This window comes from Micromonospora fiedleri (assembly GCF_016774385.1).
GTDB lineage: Bacteria > Actinomycetota > Actinomycetes > Mycobacteriales > Micromonosporaceae > Micromonospora > Micromonospora gifhornensis.
Genome location: NZ_JAETXL010000005.1, coordinates 346,102 through 368,685, shown reverse-complemented (window position 1 = coordinate 368,685; position 22,584 = coordinate 346,102). Strand labels below are relative to the sequence as shown.

At 72.1% G+C, this 22,584-nt stretch carries 18 protein-coding genes; 13 read left to right on the top strand and 5 right to left on the bottom strand.

All coding sequences use genetic code 11. The features are described 5' to 3' along the window. Position 1 precedes the first annotated feature (1 nt). The 8 genes from JMF97_RS15810 (at position 2) to nudC (ending at position 12,568) form a co-directional block, all read left to right on the top strand. On the top strand, positions 2–547 hold the full coding sequence (locus tag JMF97_RS15810) for an LOG family protein (protein ID WP_203222265.1): 546 nt from the start codon (positions 2–4) through the stop codon (positions 545–547). Between the two features lie 801 nt (positions 548–1,348). Continuing rightward, positions 1,349–4,591 (top strand): ATP-dependent helicase, encoded by a 3,243-nt coding sequence (locus tag JMF97_RS15805; RefSeq protein WP_412101351.1) that lies wholly within the window; start codon positions 1,349–1,351, stop codon positions 4,589–4,591. A 26-nt stretch (positions 4,592–4,617) separates the two neighbouring features. After that, a complete protein-coding gene (locus JMF97_RS15800) occupies positions 4,618–7,962 on the top strand; it encodes an ATP-dependent helicase (RefSeq protein WP_203222440.1) in 3,345 nt (1,114 codons plus the stop codon). A gap of 233 nt (positions 7,963–8,195) precedes the next feature. Then, a complete protein-coding gene (locus JMF97_RS15795; RefSeq protein WP_013735772.1) occupies positions 8,196–8,399 on the top strand; it encodes a cold-shock protein in 204 nt (67 codons plus the stop codon). Positions 8,400–8,626: 227 nt separating this feature from the next. Next, complete coding sequence (locus JMF97_RS15790) at positions 8,627–8,815, top strand: hypothetical protein (RefSeq protein ID WP_203222264.1); 189 nt, start codon at positions 8,627–8,629, stop codon at positions 8,813–8,815. 86 nt (positions 8,816–8,901) lie between these two features. Continuing rightward, complete coding sequence (locus tag JMF97_RS15785; protein ID WP_203222263.1) at positions 8,902–10,215, top strand: M16 family metallopeptidase; 1,314 nt, start codon at positions 8,902–8,904, stop codon at positions 10,213–10,215. 17 nt (positions 10,216–10,232) lie between these two features. Further along, positions 10,233–11,558 carry a M16 family metallopeptidase gene (locus tag JMF97_RS15780; protein ID WP_438803757.1) on the top strand — a complete coding sequence of 442 codons (1,326 nt, stop codon included), beginning with the start codon at positions 10,233–10,235 and terminating at the stop codon, positions 11,556–11,558. Further along, on the top strand, positions 11,555–12,568 hold the full coding sequence (gene nudC, locus JMF97_RS15775; protein ID WP_238359438.1) for an NAD(+) diphosphatase: 1,014 nt from the start codon (positions 11,555–11,557) through the stop codon (positions 12,566–12,568). Before JMF97_RS15780 ends, nudC begins: the two co-directional genes overlap by 4 nt. A 150-nt stretch (positions 12,569–12,718) precedes the next feature. On the opposite strand, the gene JMF97_RS15770 is transcribed toward nudC, so the two are convergent. From JMF97_RS15770 to JMF97_RS15760, 3 genes are all read right to left on the bottom strand, one after another. Beyond that, the gene (locus tag JMF97_RS15770) at positions 12,719–12,982 is read right to left on the bottom strand and encodes a hypothetical protein (protein WP_203222261.1); all 264 of its coding nucleotides are present in this window, start codon (positions 12,980–12,982) and stop codon (positions 12,719–12,721) included. Positions 12,983–13,199: 217 nt separating this feature from the next. Beyond that, positions 13,200–13,433 (bottom strand): DUF397 domain-containing protein, encoded by a 234-nt coding sequence (locus JMF97_RS15765; RefSeq protein WP_013735766.1) that lies wholly within the window; start codon positions 13,431–13,433, stop codon positions 13,200–13,202. A gap of 60 nt (positions 13,434–13,493) precedes the next feature. Next, positions 13,494–14,474 (bottom strand): helix-turn-helix domain-containing protein, encoded by a 981-nt coding sequence (locus tag JMF97_RS15760; RefSeq protein ID WP_203222260.1) that lies wholly within the window; start codon positions 14,472–14,474, stop codon positions 13,494–13,496. Positions 14,475–14,692: 218 nt separating this feature from the next. On the opposite strand from JMF97_RS15760, the gene JMF97_RS15755 reads away from it, so the two are divergent. Together JMF97_RS15755 and JMF97_RS15750 are read left to right on the top strand one after the other, a co-directional pair. After that, positions 14,693–15,982, top strand: coding sequence for an MFS transporter (locus JMF97_RS15755; RefSeq protein WP_203222259.1), 1,290 nt, complete (start codon positions 14,693–14,695; stop codon positions 15,980–15,982). 337 nt (positions 15,983–16,319) lie between these two features. Then, positions 16,320–17,450: a M14 family zinc carboxypeptidase gene (locus JMF97_RS15750; RefSeq protein WP_203222258.1), complete on the top strand. Its 1,131-nt coding sequence runs from the start codon at positions 16,320–16,322 to the stop codon at positions 17,448–17,450. 82 nt (positions 17,451–17,532) lie between these two features. Here the strand turns inward: JMF97_RS15750 and JMF97_RS15745 are convergent, their stop codons facing one another. Beyond that, entirely contained in the window at positions 17,533–17,775 is a 243-nt protein-coding gene (locus JMF97_RS15745; protein WP_203222257.1) for a mycoredoxin, read from the bottom strand. A gap of 92 nt (positions 17,776–17,867) precedes the next feature. Here JMF97_RS15745 and JMF97_RS15740 point away from each other — a divergent pair, with 92 nt between their 5' ends. The 3 genes from JMF97_RS15740 (at position 17,868) to JMF97_RS15730 (ending at position 20,944) form a co-directional block, all read left to right on the top strand. Continuing rightward, a complete protein-coding gene (locus JMF97_RS15740; protein ID WP_203222256.1) occupies positions 17,868–20,006 on the top strand; it encodes an ATP-dependent DNA helicase UvrD2 in 2,139 nt (712 codons plus the stop codon). 151 nt (positions 20,007–20,157) lie between these two features. Next, positions 20,158–20,445: a hypothetical protein gene (locus JMF97_RS15735; protein ID WP_203222255.1), complete on the top strand. Its 288-nt coding sequence runs from the start codon at positions 20,158–20,160 to the stop codon at positions 20,443–20,445. Between the two features lie 133 nt (positions 20,446–20,578). Continuing rightward, a complete protein-coding gene (locus tag JMF97_RS15730; protein WP_013735759.1) occupies positions 20,579–20,944 on the top strand; it encodes a WhiB family transcriptional regulator in 366 nt (121 codons plus the stop codon). Between the two features lie 310 nt (positions 20,945–21,254). Here the strand turns inward: JMF97_RS15730 and JMF97_RS15725 are convergent, their stop codons facing one another. Next, entirely contained in the window at positions 21,255–22,583 is a 1,329-nt protein-coding gene (locus JMF97_RS15725; RefSeq protein WP_203222254.1) for an ABC1 kinase family protein, read from the bottom strand. Position 22,584: the final 1 nt, after the last annotated feature.

The following is a 22,584-nucleotide window of genomic DNA, read 5'->3' as shown; positions in this document are numbered from 1 at the left end:
AGTGGCCGCGATCTGCGTATTCTGTGCCTCCTCCCGTACCCTCGACCAGCGCTGGCTGGACCTCGCCACCGCCACCGGCGCGGAGATCGCCCGGCGCGGACACACCCTGGTCAGCGGCGGCGGCTGCGTCGGGATGATGGGCGCGCTGGTCGACGGGGCCCGCTCGGCCGGCGGCCGGACGATCGGCGTGATCCCGCAGGCGCTCGTCGACCTGGAGGTCGCCGACCTGGCCTCCGACGAGCTGGTGGTCACCGACTCGATGGCCAGCCGGAAGGTTGTCATGATCGAAAAGTCGGACGCCTTCCTCACCCTGCCCGGCGGGTTGGGCACCCTCGACGAACTCTTCGAGGTCTGGACCACCGCCACCCTGGCCCTGCACCGCAAGCCGATGGTGCTGGTCGACACCGACGGCTTCTACTCGCCCCTGGTGGATTGGCTGCGCAACGTGACCACGCAGAACTTCCTCAAGCCCGGCGGCTTCAACCTCCTCCAGTACGCCAACACCCTCCCCGCCGCCCTGGACCTCCTCGAATCCCGCCTCACCTGACCTCCACTCCCTCGCTCCCTCCGCTCGCCGTGCGTCCAGGCAGCTCGCCTCCGTCGCTCCCTGCGCTCGCCGTGCGTCCAGGCAGCTCGCCTCCGTCGCTCCGTGCGGTCACTGTGCGTCGAAGCGGCTCGCCTCCGTCGTCCGGTGCGTCTTGCGACTGCCGTGCGCCGGCCAAGATCGCGCTCGATCTGGGATCGAGTGGCCTCGGCGGCATCACCAAGGCACTCGATCCCAGATTGAGCGTGATCATGGGCGCGGCCATGCTGAGGCAGGCCGGGTGCCGAGGTGATCCGGGGGCGCGGTCGTGCTGGGTGGGGCAGGGTGTCGAGGGTGATCATGGGCGTGGTCACGCTGGGTGGTGCAGGTGTGATGGTGCGTCGAGGGTGCGGTGTGCGTCGGGACTCCGGGGGGTGTGGCGAGGCAGGGGGTGTCGCAGGCCCGTGATGGGATGTCGGGATGCAGGCGTACCGCTTGGTGCGTCGGCCCGTGGGGCCGACCGAGGGAGACGGCCCGACCGACGGGCGCTCCCCGGCGCAGGCTCTTCCGGTCGCCGACCCGCCGTCGACCGCGCCAGCGCCCGCCTCGCCACCCGCCAGTGAAGGCTCTCCCGCCGAGCAGACCGACCTGGCGCACGCCTCCGGCCAGCAGACCGGCCCGGCGCAGGTCACCGGCCTGCGGGGCGGTCTGGCGCAGGCACCTGGCACGCAGACCGGCCCGGCGCGGGTCACCGGCCCGAAGGGTGGGCTGGGGTGGGTGGCGGATGCGGGGCAGGCGGAGGTGGTGGCGCACACCGACGGGCCGATGCTGGTGCTGGGGGGACCGGGCACGGGGAAGACCAGCACCCTGGTCGAGGCGGTCGCCAGTCGGGTCGCCGAAGGGGTCGATCCGGAGCGGATCCTGGTCCTCACCTTCAGCCGGCGGGGCGCCGCCGACCTGCGGCACCGTATCGAGGCGCGGATCGCCGCCGATGGGCAGCGGGTGCTGCGCGAGCCGCTGGTGCGGACTTTTCCTGCGTACGCCTTCGGGTTGTTGCGGCGTGCGGCGGCCGAGCGGGGTGAGCCGTCGCCGCGGCTGCTCACCGGCCCCGAGCAGGATCTGATCATTCGTGAGCTGCTGGACGTGGTCGGCGAGGAGCCCGGCGACGACCCGGTCGGCTGGCCGGAGGATCTGCGTCCGGCGTTGCGTACCCGCGCCTTCGCGGCACAGCTGCGTGACCTGCTGATGCGGGCGGCCGAGCGGGGGGTGGGTCCGGTCGAGTTGGCGCGGCTCGGGGAGAAGTTGGGCCGGGCCGACTGGCCGGCGGCTGCCCGGTTCCTGCGCGAGTACGTGGCCGTGCTGGCGCTGCGGGACGTCGCCAACCGTGGTTCGGTCGCGTACGACCCGGCGGAGCTGGTCCGGGCGGCCACCGGGATGCTGCGTGACGATCCGGAGCTGCTGGCCGTCGAGCGGCGTCGGCTGGCGTACGTCTACGTCGACGAACTGGCCGACACCGACCCCGCTCAGCATGATCTGCTGGAGACGGTGGCCGGGGGCGGACTGACCCTGGTCGCCTTCGCCGATCCCGATTCGTCCACGTACGCCTTCCGGGGTGCCGACCCGACCGGCGTGACCACGTTTGCGCACCGGTTCCGGACGGCGTCCGGTGCGCCGGCCGCCCAGGTGCTGCTGACCACGAGTTACCGCTGCGGGGAGCGGCTGCTGGCCGCCTCCGCCCGACTGGCGCGGCGGCTGCGGGGTCCGGCGGCGCACCGCCGGATGCGGCCCGTGCCGGGCACGCCACCGGGGTCGATGGAGATCCATACCTTCCGGTCGGCGACCAGCGAGGCGGCCTGGTTGGCGCACGCGTTGCGCGAGGCGCACCTGCTCGGCGGGCTGCCGTGGGCGCGGATGGCGGTGCTGGTGCGGTCCACCGGTCGGCAACTGCCCACGCTGCGGCGGGCCCTGCATGCGGCCGGCGTGCCGACCGTGGTGCACGGTGAGGATCTGCCGCTGCACCTGCAACCTGCCGTCGCGCCGCTGCTGCTTCTGCTGCGTTGTGCGCTGGAGCCGGACCGGCTCGACGAGGAGGCGGCGGTCGCGCTGCTGCACTCACCGCTGGGCGGTGCCGATCCGCTGGCGGAGCGGCGGCTGCGCCAGGGGCTGCGGGCCCTGGCCCTGGCCGGCGGCGACCGCCGCCCCTCCGGTGAGTTGATCGTCGAGGCGCTGCGCGATCCGGCCGAGTTGGCAGGTGTCGAGCGGCGCTGGGCCGAGCCGGCGCAGACGGTGGCGGGGCTGCTGGCCGTGGCCCGGGAGACGGCCGCTCGGCCGGGTGCCACCGCCGAGGACGTGCTCTGGGCGGTCTGGCGGGCCAGCGGTCTCGCCGAACTCTGGTCGGCGGCGTTGACCCGGGGGCCGTCGGTGGCCGGCGAAGGTGATCTGGCGCGGCGTCGTCGGGCCGAGGCGGCCGACCGCGATCTGGACGCGGTGATGGTCCTCTTCGACGCCGCCGCCCGGTTCACCGACCGGCTGCCGGGTGCGCGTACCGAGGTGTTCCTCGACCACGTGCTCGGGCAGGAGCTACCCGCCGACACCCTCGCGCCGACCGCCGACCGGGGCGACGCGGTACGGCTGCTCACCGCGCACGCCGCGAAGGGGCTGGAGTGGGACCTGGTGGCCGTCGCCGGTGTGCAGGAGGGCGTCTGGCCCGACCTGCGGCTGCGCGGCAGCCTGCTTGGCTCGGAACGGCTGGTGGACGTGCTGGCCGGCCGGGCCGACGGCGCGGGCACGGTGGCCACCCTGGTCGGGCAGACCTCCGCGCTGCTGGACGAGGAACGGCGGCTGTTCCATGTCGCGGTGACCCGGGCCCGACGCCGCCTGCTGGTCAGCGCGGTCGCCTCGGCCTCGGTCGGCGGCGACGACCACGACGAACAACCCAGCCGCTTCCTCTACGAACTCGGCCTCAGCGACACCCCCACCGACGAAGCGTCCGACAACGAGGCGGGCGACAGCGAGGCGTCCAACGGCGAGGCGGGCGGGCCGCGTACCTTGCCGGTGAGTCGGCCGCCGCGGGCGTTGACCCTGCCCGCCCTGGTGGCGGAGTTGCGTACCGCGCTCGTCGATCCGGCCGCGCCGCTGGCCCGGCGGCGGGCGGCGGCGGCCGAGTTGGCCCGGCTGGGTGCCGCCGGGGTGTCCGGGGCTCATCCCGACGACTGGTGGGGGCTGCGACCGCTGTCCGACGACCGGCCGCTGGTCGACGAGGGGAAACCGGTCCGGGTCACCCCGTCGGGCATGGAGAGTGCGCTGCGGTGCAGCCTGCGTTGGCTGCTGGAACGGCACGGCGGCAGCTCACCGGCCAGCGCCGCGCAGGGGGTCGGCAACCTGGTGCACGCGGCGGCGATGCTCGCCGAGGACGCCCGCGCCGACCGCAGCGCCCTGCTGGAGTACGTCGCCGCCCGGTTCGACGCGATCGAGTTGGCCGCCCGCTGGATGGTGGGGCCGGAGCGGGCCCGCGCCGAGGCGATGGTCGACAAGCTGCTGCGCTGGTTGGCCGCCAACCCGCGTCGGCTGCTCGCCATCGAGCACGAGTTCGCGGTCCGCCTCGACGACCCGCACCGGCCCGTCGACCTGGTCGGCCGGGTGGATCGGCTGGAGGTGGACGAGGACGGGCGGCTGGTGGTGATCGACCTCAAGACCGGCAAGTCGACAACCGTGACCGAACGCGAGGTGGTCGAGCATCCGCAGCTCGGCGCGTACCAGGCGGCGGTGGAGGCGGGGGCCTTCGCCGAGTTCGGCGACGAGTCGGGCGGGGCGGCTCTGGTGCAGCTCGGCACCGGTGCGCGCGACGCCCGGGAACAGTCCCAGCCGCCGGCCACCGACGGTCCCGAGGCCGGCTGGGCCACCGCCCTGGTACGCCGCACCGCCGATACGATGGCCGCCTCCACCTTCGCCGCGGTCGCCAACTCGAAGTGTCGGGTCTGCCCGGTGCGTACCAGCTGCCCGGTCTCCGGGCAGGGGCGACAGGTGGTCGAGCCGCCGACCATGCGTCGTCCCGAGCGCGAGGAGTGAGCGTGCCAGCCGGCGAAGCGGGCAGCATGACCCAGCCCGCGCTGTTCAGCCCCGGTGCCCCGGCGCCCCGGGCGGCCGACTCCGGTCCGCGCTACACCCCTGTCGAGTTGGCGAAGCTGCTCCGCCTGCCGGCACCGACCCGGGAGCAGGCGGCGATCATCGCTGCGCCGGTCGAACCGCTGCTGGTGGTCGCGGGCGCGGGCTCGGGCAAGACCGAGACGATGGCCGCTCGGGTGGTGTGGCTGGTGGCCAACTCGTACGTGCGCCCGGAGCAGGTGCTCGGCCTCACCTTCACCCGCAAGGCCGCCGGTGAGCTGGGGCACCGGGTGCGTACCCGGCTCGACCAGTTGGTCCGCCGGCTCGGTCGGCGCGGACGGGACCCGCTCGACGACCCGCTGGCCGGGGAGCCGACGGTGGCCACCTACCACTCGTACGCCGGTCGGATCGTCACCGAGCACGGCCTGCGGGCCGGCTACGAGCCGTCCACCCGGCTGCTCACCGAGGCGTCCCGGTGGCAGTTGGTGGATCTCATCGTGCGCAACTACGACGGCGACATGTCCGAGGTGGACCGGATGCCCAGCACGGTCACCGACGCGGTGCTGGCCCTCGCCGGTGAGCTGGACGAGCATCTGGTCGAGCCGGACGACCTGGCCGCGTGGACCGGCCGGTTCTTCGCCGACGTGCAGTCGCGCCCCGGCCGGATCTACGCCGACGTGCGCAAGGCCCTCGCCTTGCAGCAGACCCGGCTGAAGCTGCTGCCGCTGGTACGCGCCTACGCCCGGCGCAAGGACGACTTCGAGGCGATGGACTTCGCCGACCAGTTGGCCCGCGCCGCCCGGGTGGCCCGCGACCATCCGGGCGTCGGCGAGATCGAACGGGACCGCTACCGCGTGGTGCTGCTCGACGAGTACCAGGACACCAGCCACGCCCAGGTGGTGCTGCTGCGGGCGCTGTTCGGCGACGGACATCCGGTGACCGCCGTCGGCGACCCCTGCCAGTCCATCTACGGCTGGCGGGGCGCCAGCGCCGGCACCCTGGACCGCTTCCCGACCGAGTTCGTCGGCAGCGACGGCAGCCCGGCCCGGGTGCTCGGGCTGACCACCAGTTGGCGCAACCGTCCGGAGATCCTCGCGGTGGCCAACGCGCTGGCCACCCCGTTGCGGGCGGCCGGTGCCCGGGTGCCGGAACTGCACGCCGCGCTCAGCGTCGACGAGCCCATCGCGCACCGCAGCCCCCGGGGGGCCGCCGCCGGCACCGTGCACTGTGCGCTGCTGTCGACGTACGCCGACGAGGCCGACTGGATCGCGGACAGCCTGCTGGCGGCGTGGCAGGGTGCGGCCCGGATGCCGCGGGCGTTGCCCGAGCAGATCCCGGTCACCGCCCGCCCGACCACGGCGGTGCTGGTCCGGCTGCGCAGCCAGATCCCGGCGATCGCCGCCGCCCTGCGCGAGCGCGGCCTGCCGGTCGAGGTGGTCGGGCTCGGCGGCCTGCTGGACACCCCCGAGGTCCGCGACGTGGTGTGCACGCTGCGGGTGCTGGCCGACCCGACCGACGGTGCCGCCCTGCTGCGCCTGCTGACCGGGGCCCGCTGGCGTATCGGTCCCCGGGACCTGGTCGCCCTGCACCGCCGGGCCAAGGCCATCGCCGTCGCTCGCCGTCAACTCGCCGACGACGGCGATCCCGAGATCGTCCCGGATCGTCTGGACGAGGCGACCCTGGTGGAGGCGCTGGCCGACCTCGGCCCGGCGCAGGCGTATTCGGCCGAGGGGTATGCGCGGCTGCGCGCGTACGCCCGGGAGTTGGGGTTGCTCCGTTACCGGCTGGACCAGTCCCTGCCGGAGCTGATCGCGGACATCGAGCGGACCACCGGCCTGGACGTGGAGGTGGCGGTACGGGCCGGCGGGGAGGGCGCCGGTGACGCCGGCCTGGCCCGCGCCCACCTGGACGCCCTCGGTGACGTGGCCGCCCGGTTCAGCGGGGAGACGCCGGGGGCCACCCTCGCCGGTTTCCTGGCCTATCTGGCCGCCGCCGAGGACGAGGAGCGCGGGCTCGCCCCCGGTGAGGTGGAGGTGGTCGAGGGCGCGGTGCAGATCCTCACCGCGCACGCCGCGAAGGGGCTGGAATGGGACGTCGTGGCGGTGGCCGGGCTGAGCAGGGGAGTGTGGCCGGGGCCGGTACGCAACTCCGATCACTGGCTGGGTGGCCTGGGCGTCCTGCCGTTCCCGTTGCGTGGTGACGCCGACGGGCTGCCCGAGCTGGCCCTGGCCGAGGCCGCCGATCAACGCGCGGTGGCCCGCACGATGGCGGAGTTCACCGACGCCTGGCGGGCCCACGACGAGCGGGAGGAACGGCGACTGGCGTACGTGGCGGTGACCCGCCCCCGTCGACTGCTGCTCTGCTCGGGCCACTGGTGGGGGGAGGGCACCAAACGCCCACGCGGGCCGTCGGCGCTGCTGCGTGAGATACACGACGCCTGCCTGGACGGCGGGCCCGGTCACCTGGTCGACGAGTGGACGCCCGAGCCGACGCCCGACGCGGTCAACCCGACCACCGAGGTGGTGTTGCGCGCCGAGTGGCCGGCGGACCCGCTGGGGGTACGTCGGCCCGCGCTGGCCGAGGCGGCGGCGCTGGTGCGCCGGTTCCTCACCGAGGAGGGCGGGCCGGACGACTCCGCCGCCTCGGATCCGCAGGTGGCCCGGTGGCGGCGGGAGGCCGATCTGCTGCTGGCCGAGCGGGCGGAGCTGAGCCGACTCTCCGGCCCGATCGACGTGGTGTTGCCCGAGCAACTGTCGGTGACGCAGCTGGTCAGTCTGCGCCGGGATCCGGCGGCCCTGGCCCGTACGCTGCGCCGGCCGTTGCCCGCCGAGCCCAACCCGTACGCCCGCCGGGGCACCGCCTTCCATGCCTGGCTGGAGCAGCGTTTCGGGGCGGACCGGCTGCTCGACACCGACGAGTTGCCCGGGGCGGCCGACGAGGACGCCGCGCCGGACGAGGCGTTGGCCGAGCTGCAGCGGCGCTTCCTGGCCAGCGAGTGGGCCGACCGGACGCCGATCGAGGTGGAGGTGCCGTTCGCCACGGTGATCGGCGGCGTGGTGGTGCGGGGCCGGATGGATGCGGTGTTCCGCCGGCCGGGGGACCGCTTCGACGTGGTCGACTGGAAGACCGGTGCCCGCCCGACCGGCGCGTCCGCCGAGGTGGCCGCGGTGCAGTTGGCGGTCTACCGGCTGGCCTGGGCGGAGTTGGCCGGGGTGCCGGTCGACCGGGTCGGCGCGGCCTTCCACTACGTGCGGGAGCAGGTCACGGTACGCCCGGCGGACCTGCTCGACCTCGACGGCCTCACCGCGTTGATCACCTCGATTCCACAGCCGTGACACTTGCTGTGGGTTCGGAGCGCTGGTAACGTGCCTCGCGTTGCGAGTTTTGGTTACCAGCTCTGTGTGCGCCTGGTTGAACTTAGCCCCAGGCGCACTTTGTTGTGTCCGGAGTTCTCCGGGCGGGGCGACCAGAAGCGACAGGTGTTCCGGGCAGGTCCGCCCGGCGCACTCCTCTCTCCGATCCCGCAACAGGTGCGGGATCGACGTTCCGTCAAGGAGACGTAACAAGCATGGCTATTGGCACCGTCAAGTGGTTCAACGCTGACAAGGGCTTCGGTTTCATCACCCCGGACGGCGGCGGCGCTGACGTCTTCGCCCACTTCTCGGCGATCCAGTCCTCCGGCTACCGGAGCCTGGACGAGAACCAGCGGGTCGAGTTCGAGGTCGTCCAGGGCCAGAAGGGCCCGCAGGCGGAGAACATCCGTCCGCTCTGACCTCAGGGCGACACACACTTCCTGATCGCGAACGGTCGGGTCACGTCCGGTGAACGTCTGGCCGGTGTGACCCGACCGTTCGCACATTCGGGCGCACTCCTCCGCATCCTGAGTCGGGAATCAGTCGTTGAAGCGTCGGGTGGCCGACTGCCAGCACCGCTGGGCCGGGTGAGGCTGGCCTCGGGGGGCAAGCGCAGATGCGGCTTGGCACGGGGGAGGTAGGACCTATGGTGGGCTCGGCGACGGCACGTGAGCTGCTGTTGGTGGTGGCGATGGCGGTCGTCGGGCTGCTGCTGGCCACGGCGGCGGCGTTCACGCCCTGGCCGGTCACGCCCGGTGGGTCCGCACCCTCCAGCCTGGTGGATCTCCAGGGTCCGTCGGTTCCCCCGGAGCCCGTCGGCAGCACGGCCGGCTGAGTCCGCCACTCACGGCACGCCCGACCTCGGCACCAGCGGGCAACGGTTCCTCCCGCGCGTAGCCGTCGAGACGCTAGGGTCGGACCGTGCCGACGCGCAAAGCGAAAATCCCAGCGACCAGGTATCCGGTCGAGCGGTTCACTCTCGACAACGGCCTGCGGGTGGTCCTCACCCCCGATCGCAGCGCCCCGGTCATCGGGGTGGCGGTCGTCTACGACGTGGGCATCCGTTCCGAGCCCGAGGGGCGTACGGGCTTCGCCCACCTCTTCGAGCACCTGATGTTCCAGGGCTCGGAGAACCTGGAGAAGCTCGCGCACTTCCGGCACGTGCAGGGTGCCGGTGGCACCTTCAACGGCTCCACCCACCTGGACTACACCGACTACTTCGAGACTCTGCCGAGCAACGCGCTGGAACGGGCGCTGTTCCTTGAGGCCGACCGGATGCGCGGCCCTCGGTTGACCGAGGAGAACCTGCGCAACCAGGTCGACGTGGTCAAGGAGGAGATCCGGGTCAACGTGCTCAACCGGCCGTACGGCGGGTTCCCGTGGCTGACCCTGCCACCGGTCATGTTCGACACCTTCCCCAACGCACACGACGGCTACGGCTCCTTCGTCGACCTCGAATCGGCCACCGTCGCCGACGCCGCCGACTTCTTCCGCCGCTACTACGCCAGCGGCAACGCCGTGCTGGCGGTCAGCGGCGACATCGACGTGGCCGAGGCGACCACGCTGATCGAGCGGCACTTCGGTGACGTGCCGGCCCGCCCGGCGCCGCAACGCCCGGACTTCGCCGAGCCGGAGCTGACCGCCGAGCGACGCATCGCGTACACCGACCAGTTGGCGCCGCTACCGGCGGTGGCGTCGGGGTGGCGGGTGCCCGACCCGATCAACGACTTCGCCGCCTACCTGCCGTACGTGGTGCTGGCCGAGGTGCTCACCGACGGCGACGCCTCCCGGCTGGTCGAACGGCTGGTGCAGCGCGACCGGACGGTGACCAGCGTCGGCGGCTACCTGAGCTTCCTGGGCGACCCGTTCGACGTCCGCGACCCCACGGCCCTGCTGCTGCAGGCGCACCTGCCGCCGGGTGGCGATGTGGACAAGGTGCTGCGCACCGTCGACGAGGAACTGGACCGGCTGGCCACCGACGGGCTGGCCGACGGGGAACTGGCCCGTACCCAGGCCAGGATGGCCACCCACCTGCTGCGCGACACCGACGCGGTGCTCGGCCGTGCGCTGCGGATGGCGGTGCTGGAGCAGCAACGCGGCGAGCCGGGACTGCTCAACGACCTGCCCCGGCTGGTCGGCGCGGTCACCGACGAGCAGGTCCGCGCCGCCGCCGCCACCCTGCGACCGGAGCGCCGCGCATCCGTCGAGGTCATCCCCGGCGGTGGCCGGTCATGAACGAAGGAGACAGCCCGGTGAGTGCGAGGGCCCTGCCGCCGCTCGGTCCGACCCGTCGGCTCAAGCTGCCGAGCCAGGCCGAGCGGACGCTCGGCAACGGGCTCACCGTGATCGCCGTACGCCGGTCGGCGGTGCCGCTCGTCGAGCTGCGGCTCTGGATGCCGTTCGGCCGTGCGCACCTGGCCCGGGGTCAACTGCTCGCGCAGACGCTGCTCTCCGGCACCGAGACGATGAGCAGTGTGCAGATCGCCGCCGAGTTGCAGAAGATCGGCGGCGGCCTCTCCGCCGGGCTCGACCCGGATCGGCTGATGCTCTCGGGCACCGGCCTGGCCACCGGTCTGGACCGGCTGCTGGAGATCCTCGCCGAGGTGCTCACCGGCGCCAACTACCCGGCCGAGTGGGTGGCCACCGAACGCGACCGCATGGTCGACGGCATCCAGGTCGCCCGCAGTCAGCCGGCCCACCTGGTCCGTACCGCGCTGCTCAAGCGGATCTACGGCAAGCACCCGTACGCGGTGCAGACGCCGGAGCCGGAGCAGGTACGCGCGGTCCGGCCGGCGGCCCTGCGTACGCTGCACGCCCAGCGGGTGCATCCGGCCGGTGCGGTCCTCGTGCTGGTCGGCGACGTACGGCCGGAGCGGGCCCTGGACGCGGCCGAGAAGGCACTCGGCGGCTGGAACGGCGACGGACACTCCGCCGCGCCGCCGCCTGCCCCGCCACTGGTGCCCGGTCCGCTGCTGCTGATCGACCGGCCCGGCTCGGTGCAGTCGTCGCTGCGGATGGCGTTGCCGGCGGTGCCGCGTACCCATCCCGACCACGCCGCACTGCAACTGGCCAACCTGATCTTCGGTGGCTACTTCTCCTCACGCTGGGTGGAGAACATCCGGGAGGACAAGGGCTACACGTACGGCCCGCACTCGGTGGTGGAGCATTCGGTGGCCGGTTCGCTGCTGGTGGCCGCCGCCGAGGTGGCCACCGAGGTGACCGCACCGGCGCTGCTGGAGACCCACTACGAGTTGGGTCGGCTCGCCACCCTGGCACCGAGCGAGGAGGAGTTGGAGCAGGCCCGGCAATACGCCCTCGGCACCCTCCAGCTGGGGGTCTCCACCCAGGCCGGGCTGGCGTCGCTGGTCAGTGCCTACGCCGGCAACGGACTGCGCCTGGACTTCCTGTCCGAGCACGCGGCCCGACTGGCCAAGGCGACCGTCGACGACGTCGCCGCGGTGGCGGCCCGGTATCTCGCCCCGTCGCGGGCGGTCACCGTGCTGCTCGGTGACGCCGAGCGGATCGCGGACTCACTGGGCACCCTGACCTCGATCGAGACCGCGCCGGTGCCGGCATGATCCCGCGAGCTGCCACCCGCTCGGGCGGTGGCACCGGTTGGGGCGGGGTCGGGCAGGGCATCGGATCGGGCGGTGAGGTCGCTCCGCCGCTGGCCCGTTCCACGCTGGACCGGGCGGCGCATCGGCGTACCGACACCGACTGGCTGGCCCGGGCCTGGGCCGGGGCACGGGTGCTGGTGCTGGACGTCGAGGCCGGTGGACGCGCCCTGGTGCGTACGGACACCGACCTGCCGAGCCTGGTCCTCGTCGAGGCCGACGGCCTGCCGCCGGAACTCGCTGCCGAGGCGATGTTCCTGGGCGTGGAGCCGGACGGCGTGCCGGTGTTCTGCGTACACACCGAACTGCCCATCGCGCCGGACACCCGGGCGGCCAACCTGCGGCAGATCGGGCACCTGCTCGGTGACCGCGACGCCGGCCTGTTCACCACGGCGCTGGCGTTGACCAACTGGCACCTGCGGCACCTGTACCACCCTGTCACGGGCGAGCCGACCCGGACGAACGAGGGGGGCTGGTCCCGCGTGGACAGCCGGGGTGAGCGGATCTGGCCGCGTACCGATCCGGCGATGATCGTGCTGGTGCACGACGGTGTCGACGGCGTCGACGGGCGGTGCCTGCTCGGCAACAACGCCAGTTGGCCGAGCACCCCCGGGCAGCGCCGCTTCTCCTGCCTGGCCGGCTATGTGGAGCCCGGTGAGTCGGCCGAGGCGACGGTGCTGCGGGAGGTCCACGAGGAGGTCGGCGTCCCGGTCACCGACGTCAGGTACGTGACAAGTCAGGCGTGGCCGTTTCCCGGTTCGTTGATGCTCGGGTTCCTGGCGACCGCGGATCCGGCGCATCCGGTACGGGTCGATGCCGCCGAGATCGCCGAGGCCCGCTGGTTCACCCGGCAGGAGATCGGCGCGGCGCTGGCCGGCCGGCCGGTGGACGTGGGCGGTGCCGAGCTGCGCCTGCCCCCACCGTCGTCGATCGCGTTGTTCCTGATCCACCGCTGGTTCGACGGCCACTGCTGAGCCGGGCGGAACCCGTCGGGGGAGTGTGCGGCCCCGACCCGTGACCGTCGTTGCCGCGACGGTCACGGGCCGGGGACACGGGCCGTCGTGGTCGGCTGGGTGAGGAACGCGGCGGGGGAGCCGGTCGACCACGACGGACGAGTGTGGGTGTCAGCTGCCGGGGTCGGGACGGGTCTGCCCTGGGTCGTCCAGCGGCAGCACCTTGATCCGCTGTCTGCCGGAACGTACGGCGCCGACCGTGGCGAACGCGCGGGCCAGCACGAAGGCGGCGTCGCGGTCTTCGGCGTGCACGACCTGGCGGCGCGGCTCGGGTCGGGTGGTCTCGTCCCGCAGCCGGTGGCCTTCGGCCCAGGCTGCCGTGATGTCGGCTTCGGCGGCGGCGCGGATGCTGGTGCGAACGATCAGGAACCGCATATGGGTCTCCGGATGTGCCGCGACGGGTGGAGTTGGTGGAACTTCCACGTCAGGTGCATCCGTCATGCTACGCCGCAATCGCATCTCATCAAGTGGAACGCTCGGATTGGGGCGCAGGCTCGTCCGATCATCCGACCCCTGCTCGTCGGGCTCGCCGAACGACAAGGGGCCGCCGGCACCGACGCCGGCGGCCCCATCGGGCGTACGCGAATTCGGCTCAGTTCAGATCGAACTGCCCGTTCTTGGCGCCGGAGATGAAGCCCAGCCAACCGGCCCGGTTGAACAACAGCACCGGACCACCGCGGTCCTTGCTGTCGCGCAGTGCCACCGCCGCGGGGCCGTTGCGCAGCGGCGCTACCTCGACGCAGTTGGAGGTCTGGCTGCGCGTGCTGGTACGCCAGGGCGCGTCGGCGAGTTGGGCGAGGACGGAGGTGTTGCGGATCTCGTTCATCGTTGTGCTCCTGAGGTCGATCGACACCGACGAGTGGCTGGACTGTCGTGCGGTGTTGCCTCACCGTTCCGTCAGGCGCCCGGCGGAGCCGCGGCGCTGGGTCGGCGCCGTTGCCGAACCACCTACCACGGTGGACGGGACCACCGCCTCGGACAGCCGTCCCGCCGACTCCATCAGCCAGGAAACGGTGTCCGTTGCGGACAGCGCCGCCGTGCATAGCCACTCGAACGCCACTTTATAGCGATTTAGGGCGATTACCTCGGTCGACATGACGTCGGTGAAGCCACCTTCGATGGCCAGCGTCTCCGGATCGAGCGGGTCGGCGAACCGGTAGAGGGAGAACGCCGTCGGCGGCAGGTACCACTGGCCGATCGGCGTGTCGCGCGGCAGCACGTGCAGCGTGACGTTCGGCAGCATGGCCAGCTCGCACAGCTGCGTCATCTGCTCCCGGAGCACCTCGGGCGGCCCGGCCCGGTGACTGAGCGCCGCCTCCTCCAGGACCGCCGTGTAGCGGGGCGCGTCGGTGTCCCGGGTGAGCAACGACTGCCGGGCCAGTCGTGCCTTGATCTCGGTGTCGATGTCCTCACCGGCCTCCGGATCGCCGGCCTCCCGGTCGACCTGCCAGGCGGAGGTGATCCGCATCCGGGCGTACCCGATGGTCTGCAACAGCCCTGGCACCAGGACCGGGTTGTACTCGGAGATCTCGACGCAACCCGCCTCCAGTTCGGCGAAGCTGCGCTGCTGGCGGGTCATGGCCGGGAAGTTCTTCAACCAGCCACGGATGTCGCCCGCTTCCTGCGTGATGCCGAGCAGTTCGGCCCGTAGCGTCGCATCGACCTGGTAGAGGTCGAGCAGGTCCCGGACGTCCTGCGGGTCCGGCCGGCTGCGTCCGTTCTCCAGCCGGGACAGCTTCGACGCGGAGGCCCAACCGATGTGGTCGATGACCTGGTCCCCGGTCAGGCCGGCGGCCTCGCGCAGACGACGCAGCTCAAGGCCGAGCCGGCGACGGCGCAGGATCGGGCCGGGTGAGGCTGGAGGCACGGTGTCCTCTTTTCCGTCGACCGCCGCAGACGCGACGGTAACTGTATGAAAGTCGCCCCCCACGGTCAGTATGGACGTCGCGACCGGCGCCGGAGGTTCCGGCGGAGGGCGTGTCTCCAGAATTGCGCAGACCCGACACCGGAGGGGCCCCGCCGTGACCTGCGGCGCTCCGGGGTGGGGCGTCTGCCGCGCCCGTCGCGCCACCCCCGGAGGGATCAATGCGCACCGTCCTGAGACGCCCGGACTTCCGCCTGCTCTTCGGCGGACTGCTGGCCAGCATGATCGCCGAGTCGATGCTGCTGCTGGCACTCGCCATCTGGGTGAAGGACCTGACCGGATCGGACGCCCTCGCCGGCGCCATCATCTTCGTGATCATCGCCCCGCGGGTGCTCGCACCACTGGTCGGCTGGGTCGTCGACCGGTACCCCCGGCGTCGTGTCTTCGTGGTCACCAACCTCGCCATGGCGGTGCTGCTCACCCCGCTCCTCGCGGTGCGCGACGCGGGCGACATGTGGATCATCTACGGGGTGGCCGCGCTCTACGGCCTGGCCAACCTCACGGTCGGCGTGGTGCTCAGTCGACTGATCCGGGAACTCGTCCCCACCGACCTGCTCGGTGAGGCCAACGGGGTGCTCCAGACGGTGCGCCAGGGCCTGCGGCTGGTCGGCCCGCTGGCCGGTGCCGGGCTCTACGCGCTGGTCGGTGGCGGCATGCTGGCCGCCGTCGGGATTGTCGGGTTCCTGATCGCCGCCGTCGTGGTGGGCGGGCTACCCCTCGCCGAGCCGGCTGAGGACCCGGCCGAGGAAGGCTCGGTCACCCGGCGCTGGCGGGTCCAACTCGTCGCGGGTCTGCGTCACCTCGTCGACGAGCCGGCGATCCGGCGGGCACTTGTCGGCTACGGGCTCGGCTCGCTGGTGATGGGCTTCACCGAGTCGCTCATCTTCGCGTACGTCGATCAGGGTCTGGGCCGGGACGCGGCGTTCGTCGGAGTGCTGGTCACCGTGCAGGGCGTCGGCGGTCTGGTCGGCGGTCTGGTCTCGGCCGCCGTGCTGCGTCGGGTCGGCGAGGTGGGCACGCTCGCCGCCGGCGTCGCGTTCTTCGGGCCGGCCGCGTTGGCGCTGGCGTACCCGAACATGTGGCTCGGGTTCGCCGCCGTGCTGATGGCCGGTGTGTCGCTGCCGCTGACCATGGTCGGCCTGCACACGCTGGTGCAGCGACGTACCCCGCCCGAGGTGCTCGGCCGGGCCGCCGCCGCGGCCGAGGCGGTGACCCGGGTGCCGCAGGCGCTCTCGATCGGTGCCGGCGCCCTGGTCGTCGGCGTGCTCGACTACCGGTTGGTGTTCGTCGCGGTCGGGCTGGTCACCCTGCTCGCCGCCGCGTACCTCTGGCGTGGACGCCAGCTCAGCCCGCCGGCCGGGCAGCCGGCGCGCCCTCGCATCCCGGCACCGCGCCCCGCCCCCGAAGATCGGAAGAACGGAAGTACGGCCGTTTCGACGGTACGGCGGTGAGCACGCCGATCAGACACCGCCATTCCGGCGAACCTGGTCCAACCCCGGGATCTGATCATTTCTCCACCTTGCAGCGGGCCTGGCCGAAACACCTCCTCCAGACGCCGAACATCCGACGGAGTGTCGCCGGTCACGTCCTGCACATTCGACGGAACTTGACATTGGCGCTTGACCTGCGAAAACAGCCCTCGTTCAATGATCACACCACACGGCCTTCCGCTCGGAAGGTTGCAGCCAGGCCAGCACGTAGCGCGCGATGGACGCGACAGGCGCACGGGGCCGCGACGATGTCTGGCTGGACGCTGCCGCACCACACCTCAGAAGGGACGTCACAACTGTGACCAGACCACGCCGCCGCCATGTGGCCCTGATCGCCGCGCTACTCCTCGCCCCCATGGTGGCGCCCGGGGTGGCCAACGCGAACGCGAACGGGCCGTTCGTCCCGCCGGGCCAGGGGGCACCCAACCGTTCCTCGCAGCTCAGCGCCGCTGAGGTCTCCGCCGAAATGCACGCGCTGGCGGCCCGCAGCAAGGGTGCCCTCCGGATCGAGGAGGTCGGCCGCAGCGGCCAGGGCCGTCCGCTGGAGGTCGCCTTCATCGGCACCGGCGAGACCCGGGTCTGGATCCAGGGCCGGATCCACGGCAACGAGCCCTACGGCGCCGAAGCCGCGCTGAGCTTCCTGAAGACCCTGGTCTCCGGTGGGAAGCAGACGCGTGAGGTGCTGAGCAACATCAGCTTCGCGATCATCCCGATCTACAACCCGGACGGCTTCGAGGCCTACCAGCGGCAGGACGTCATCAACCGCATCGACCTCAACCGCGACTGGGGCGTCGACCGGCAGATCTTCGACCAGATCAACACCGTCCGGGCCGGCCGTGGCGAGGCACCGCTGCCCGAGCGCACCTTCAACAACTACACCCAGTACCGCGCCGTCGAGTCGCAGGCCTTCTGGTACGCCTGGGCCGACTTCCGCCCGCACCACATGATCGACCTGCACCACCAGGGCACCTACTACGTCGGCGACAGCACCGACGAGATGACCACCTTCTCGGTGGGCATCTCGCTCGACCCCGGCATGCTCAGCCAGAGCCAGTGGGACACCGTCCGCCGGATGGGCGTGCTGGCCGCGGACGCCGCTGACAAGAGCGGCGTGGTCACCACCACGCTCTACCCGTACATCAACATCCCGGAGGGCGTCGTCTCCTCCGCCATGCTCAACGGCCCCGGCCCGCGTGGCGAGTACGCCAACTGGCGCAGCAACGCGATGTTCTTCGAGTCGCGCGGCGGCATCGGCCACAAGAGCAGCGGCTACATCATCAAGCAGAACGTCGACGGCCTCTGGGCCATCGTCAACGCGATGAGCGACGGCACCCTGGCGAACGTGGACGCCGACCGGTACGGCGAGATCCCGGCCCGTGGCGCCACCATCACCACCTGCATCAAGTTCCCGAACCAGTGTGACTTCTGATCCTTCGCACTGACTGACAGCAGTGGCGGTCCACCCCGCACCGGGGTGGACCGCCACTGGCGTTGTCAGGCGGCGATCGTCGTCAGGCCGCGATGCCGGCCAGGTGCTGCTTGACCTGGACGATCGTCGGGTTGGTCAGCGCACTGCCGTCGGCGAAACGCAGCGTGGGGACCGTCTGGTTACCGCCGTTGACGCTCATCACGAAGTCGGCGGCGGCCGGATCCTGCTCGATGTCGACCACCTGGTAGGCGATCCCCTCCCGGTCGAGCTGCGACTTCAGCCGGTGGCAGTAGCCGCACCAGGGCGTCGAGTACATCGTCAGCATGTCCAGATCCTCCCACGTCGGGCCCGGCTGGTCGCTGACCAGGCTCGGGCTATCCGCTGCAACGTCCGGGGCAGCTGAGACAATTCCCCGTTGTGGTGGTCAACTCCCCGTCCGAACGCGTGCTCGCCGGTCTCGACCCGGAGCAACGCTCGGCGGTCACCGCCCCCGCCGGGCCGGTCTGCGTACTGGCCGGTGCCGGCACCGGCAAGACCCGGGCGGTCACGTCGCGGATCGCGTACCGGGCGTTGACCGGTGAGATCTCGGCCCGGCACGTGCTCGCGGTCACCTTCACCGCCCGGGCCGCCGCCGAGTTGCGACACCGGCTCGCGCAGCTGGGCGTGGCCGGGGTGCAGGCCCGCACCTTCCACGCGGCGGCGTTGCGTCAGGTGCGCTACTTCGCGCCCCGGCTGCTCGACGGCCGGGCCATGCCCGAGCTGCTGGACAGCAAGGTCCGGCTGGTCACCCTGGCCGCCGCCCGGGCCGGCCTGCGTGCCGACCGGACCGCCGCCCGCGACCTCGCCGGTGAGATCGAGTGGGCCAAGTCCAGCCTGGTCGAGCCGGGGGAGTACGTGGTGGCCGCGGCCAAGGCGCTGCGCGAGACGCCGCACGAGCCGGTCAAGGTGGCCGAGGTCTTCGCCGCGTACGAGAAGCTCAAGCGGACCACCGGGGTGATCGACTTCGAGGATGTGCTGCGGGCCGCGGTCTGGGGCATCGAGGAGCACGCAGACGTCGCCGAGCAGGTCCGCAACCAGTACCGGCACTTCGTCGTCGACGAGTACCAGGACGTCAACCCGTTGCAGCAGCGGCTGCTGGACGCCTGGCTGGGCGGCCGCGACGACGTGACAGTGGTCGGTGACGCCAGCCAGACGATCTACTCGTTCACCGGGGCGACCTCGTCGTACCTGGTCGACTTCCCGCGCCGGCACCGCGGCGCGACAGTGGTCCGGTTGGTCCGCGACTACCGGTCCACCCCGCAGGTGGTCGGTCTGGCCAACGCGGTCATCTCGCAGGCGCGGGGCACCGAGGCGCGGCTGCGGCTGGAGCTGGTCGGCCAGCGCCCCGCCGGCCCGGCACCCGAGGTGCGGATCTTCACCGACGAGGCGGCCGAGGCCAACGCGGTGGCGGCGCGCTGCCGGGCCCTGGTCGACGCCGGTACCCCGGCCCACGAGATCGCGGTGCTGTTCCGCACCAATGCCCAGTCCGAGGCGTACGAGAAGGCGCTCGCCGAGTCGGGCGTGCCGTACGTGGTGCAGGGGGCCGACCGGTTCTTCGAGCGGCCCGAGGTACGCCAGGCGATGGTGGCGATGCGCGCGGCCACCCGGTCGATCCCCGGCGAGACACCGTTGGCGGCGGCGGTGGTCGAGGCGCTGGCCGCTGTCGGCTGGACACCCGACTCGCCCCCGCCCGGTGGCGCCGCCCGGGAGCGCTGGGAGGCGCTCGCCGCGCTTGTCCAACTCGCCGAGGAGTACGCGGCCACTCCGCAGTTGATGCCGCTCGGTGCGGCGGCCATCGTCGAGCGTCCGGTCACCCTTGCCGACTTCACCGACGAGTTGGCCCGGCGGGCCGCACAGCAGCACGCGCCGACCGTGGACGGGGTCACCCTGGCCTCCCTGCACTCCGCCAAGGGGCTGGAGTGGGACGCGGTGTTCCTGGTCGGCCTGGCCGAAGGCACCCTGCCCACCACGTACGCGCGTACCGCCGAGCAGGTCGAGGAGGAGCGGCGGCTGCTCTACGTCGGCATCACCCGGGCTCGTCAGTGGCTCTGGTTGTCGTACGCCTCGGCCCGCTCGCCGGGCGGACGGGCCCGGCGGCCCTGCCGTTTCCTGCCCCAGCTGTCGGCGTCCGGTACGACGGAACGGGCCGGTGGCACCCGACCGGCCCCCGGCGCCCAGCGGAGTGCCACTCGGATCGTCTCCTGTCGGATCTGCGGCACGACCCTGCTCGCCGGGCCCGACCGCAAGCTCGGGCGGTGCGCGACCTGTCCCTCCGATATCGACGACGAGCTGCACGAGCGGCTGCGCGAGTGGCGGTCCCGGGTAGCGCAGACGCAGAAGGTGCCCGCCTACGTCGTCTTCACCGACGCCACGCTTGTCGCGCTCGCCGAACGACGTCCGGGGCGGGCCGAGGAACTCGTCGCCATTGCCGGCATCGGTCCCCGCAAGTTGGGCCTCTACGGCGAGGCGGTGCTGGCGCTGGTGAAGGGCGCGGCAGTCGACGAAATCTGCTCGTAGAAAACTTTTTGAATCTGCCCGTTAATTCGTTTGCCCTCGCGCGGTCGGCGGGCATAGCCTCAGAACACACCTCGGCGGGGGCCCTGTTCGGGCTGCTCAACCGGGGAATGTCCGAGTCGATTACGAGTGAACGTCAAAGGAGGTGGCACCGATGGAGAGCTACATCAACGAGCGTCCGACGGCGCTGCCCGTTGCCGTCGCTCCGCTGTCGGCTGCCCTGACTCTGGCCGCGGCACCACTGTCGGTCGGTCGGGTTAGCGTCGCCGCCGCGCGACCGTGGGCTCCGCAGGTGCACCGGGTCGAGGTTCAGGCCGAGCTGATCCTCGCACCGACGCAGCGTGGGCTCCAGGGGATCAGTGGCTTCACGGGCAAGGGCGTCGATGGCGCCGTCAAGCGGATGGACGTCCGCGGTGTTCCACCTCGAGGTAGACCGGTCTGACCATCAGACCACCGGCTCACCTTGAGGCCGCGGAACCCGCATACCGGGATCCGCGGCCTTAGTTTTTTGGCACCGCCGAAGTACGTCCGACCAGCGATCCACGAGATCGAGATGAGAGAGAGGTGACCGGGAGATGAGTCTGGCGTTGGCCCCGCTCGACCTGAACGTCGAGATCGAGGCGAACCTGCCCTGCCGGAAGTTCGACCCCGACCTGTGGTTCTCCGACTCACCCACCGACCTGGACGTGGCCAAGACGCTCTGCGGGGACTGCCCGCTGCGGGTCGAGTGCCTCGCCGGTGCGGTCGAGCGGGCCGAGCCCTGGGGCGTCTGGGGTGGCGAGATCTTCGAGCGTGGCGCGGTCGTCCCGCGCAAGCGGCCCCGTGGCCGTCCGCGCAAGGAGGACCTCGCCCGCGACGCCGCACTGCGGGTCGAGGCCGAGGCGCGGTTGGCGGCCAACGGGCTTGCCACCTCGCGCAACGCCGTCCGGCTGGCGGCCTGACATGTTCCCGAACCGAATCCGTACCGCCGGTGTCGCACCGGCCGAGAGAAAGCCGAAATCCATGCTGCACCTGCTGAGCGGAGTCGCCGAGATGCAACTACTCAACGAAGCGTTGTCGAGGGCTCGAATGCTCCGGCCTCAGGCCGGTCGCACCACCACGAGCACTGAGGCAACCCGATCCGCCCGTACCGTCGCCATGGCCAGCCGCAACCGGTCGGCCCGCGAACTGGGCGTCCTGTAGTACCAGCAACCGAACCGGCGGGCGAGGACCTGACAAGGTCTTCGCCCGCCGACGTATCTGCGGAGGGGGTCAGCTGACCGCCGCGAAGCCGGGCAGCCAGCGTTCCATGATGCCGCGGTACGGCGCCTTGGCCTCCAGTTGGCACAGCACGCCGATCGACCCGAGCGTCACCCGGTGGATGAGCAGGTACGACGGCGGCAGGTTGAGCTGCCGACTGAACTGGTACGCCGGTGAGCGCGGATTCGCCAGCCGGGCGGCCTCGCCCCGCAGCCAGGCCCGGGTGAACCGGAACTCGTCGGTGGCGATCGGTTCGAGCATCGGGCGCAGGAAGTCCAGCAACGCCTGGCCGTCGACCGGAGCGTCGGCGCTGACGAAGCCCTCGGCCCGCAGGCCCGCCACCACCTTGTCGGCGTCGCCGCGCAGGGCCAGCCCCGCGATGCGGCCGATCGGTTCCGGGGTGCCCTCCGGCATCCGCGCCACCGCACCGAAGTCGATCACCGCGAGCCGGCCGTCCGGCAGCAGCCGGAAGTTGCCCGGATGGGGATCGGCGTGCAGCAGCCCGGCCCGCATCGGGGCCGACAGGTGCAGGGTGGCCATCAGCCGACCCGCCTCGTCGCGTTGCTGCTCGCTGCCGTCGCGGATGATGTCGGCCAGCGGGGTGCCCTCCACCCACTCGGTGACCAGGACCCGGGGTGAGGCGGAGAACACCGTCGGCACGTAGATCTCGGAGTCGTCCGCGTACGCAGTGGCGAAGGCCCGTTGTGACTCTGCTTCCAGCTCGTAGTCCAACTCCTCGGTGATCCGCTCGCGCAGCTCGGTCAGCAGCGGCTTGATGTCCAGCCCCGGCTGGATGGCCCGGAACATCCCACCCAGTCGGGAGAGCTGCTTGAGGTCGGCGAGCAGGGCGTCACCGGCACCCGGGTACTGGATCTTGACGGCGACGTCACGGGTCGTGTCGTCCGGCATCCGCCACACCGCGCGGTGCACCTGACCGATGCTGGCCGCGGCGGCCGGCGAGTCGTTGAAGCTGTCGAAGCGGTCCCGCCAGGCCGGGCCGAGCTGCTCGGCCAGCACCCGGTGCACGCTGGCGGCCGGCAGCGGTGGCGCGGCCTCCTGCAGCTTGGTCAGGGCCTGCCGGTACGGCGCGGCGACCTCCTCCGGCAGCGCGGCCTCGAAGACCGACAGCGCCTGACCGAACTTCATCGCCCCGCCCTTGAGCTGACCGAGGACGCTGAACAGCTGCTCGGCGGTGCGCTGTTGGATCTCCGCCGAGATCACGTCGGAGGCGAGCCCGGTGACGCGCTTTCCCATGCCGAGGACGGTCCGACCGGCGAAGCCGAGCGGCAGAGCGGCGAGCTTGGCGGTCCGGGAGACGGCGCGGCGCGGGATGTCGGTCACC

Bases quoted from the DNA above. Each gene is read 5' to 3' on its own strand.
- JMF97_RS15800 (WP_203222440.1), top strand. From the start codon at position 4,618: ATGACCCAGCCCGCGCTGTTCAGCCCCGGTGCCCCGGCGCCCCGGGCG.
- nudC (WP_238359438.1), top strand. From the start codon at position 11,555: ATGATCCCGCGAGCTGCCACCCGCTCGGGCGGTGGCACCGGTTGGGGC.
- JMF97_RS15770 (WP_203222261.1), bottom strand. From the start codon at position 12,982: ATGCGGTTCCTGATCGTTCGCACCAGCATCCGCGCCGCCGCCGAAGCC.
- JMF97_RS15765 (WP_013735766.1), bottom strand. From the start codon at position 13,433: ATGAACGAGATCCGCAACACCTCCGTCCTCGCCCAACTCGCCGACGCG.
- JMF97_RS15735 (WP_203222255.1), top strand. From the start codon at position 20,158: ATGGAGAGCTACATCAACGAGCGTCCGACGGCGCTGCCCGTTGCCGTC.
- JMF97_RS15805 (WP_412101351.1), top strand. From the start codon at position 1,349: ATGCTGGTGCTGGGGGGACCGGGCACGGGGAAGACCAGCACCCTGGTC.
- JMF97_RS15795 (WP_013735772.1), top strand. From the start codon at position 8,196: ATGGCTATTGGCACCGTCAAGTGGTTCAACGCTGACAAGGGCTTCGGT.
- JMF97_RS15730 (WP_013735759.1), top strand. From the start codon at position 20,579: ATGAGTCTGGCGTTGGCCCCGCTCGACCTGAACGTCGAGATCGAGGCG.
- JMF97_RS15790 (WP_203222264.1), top strand. From the start codon at position 8,627: ATGGTGGGCTCGGCGACGGCACGTGAGCTGCTGTTGGTGGTGGCGATG.
- JMF97_RS15755 (WP_203222259.1), top strand. From the start codon at position 14,693: ATGCGCACCGTCCTGAGACGCCCGGACTTCCGCCTGCTCTTCGGCGGA.
- JMF97_RS15745 (WP_203222257.1), bottom strand. From the start codon at position 17,775: ATGCTGACGATGTACTCGACGCCCTGGTGCGGCTACTGCCACCGGCTG.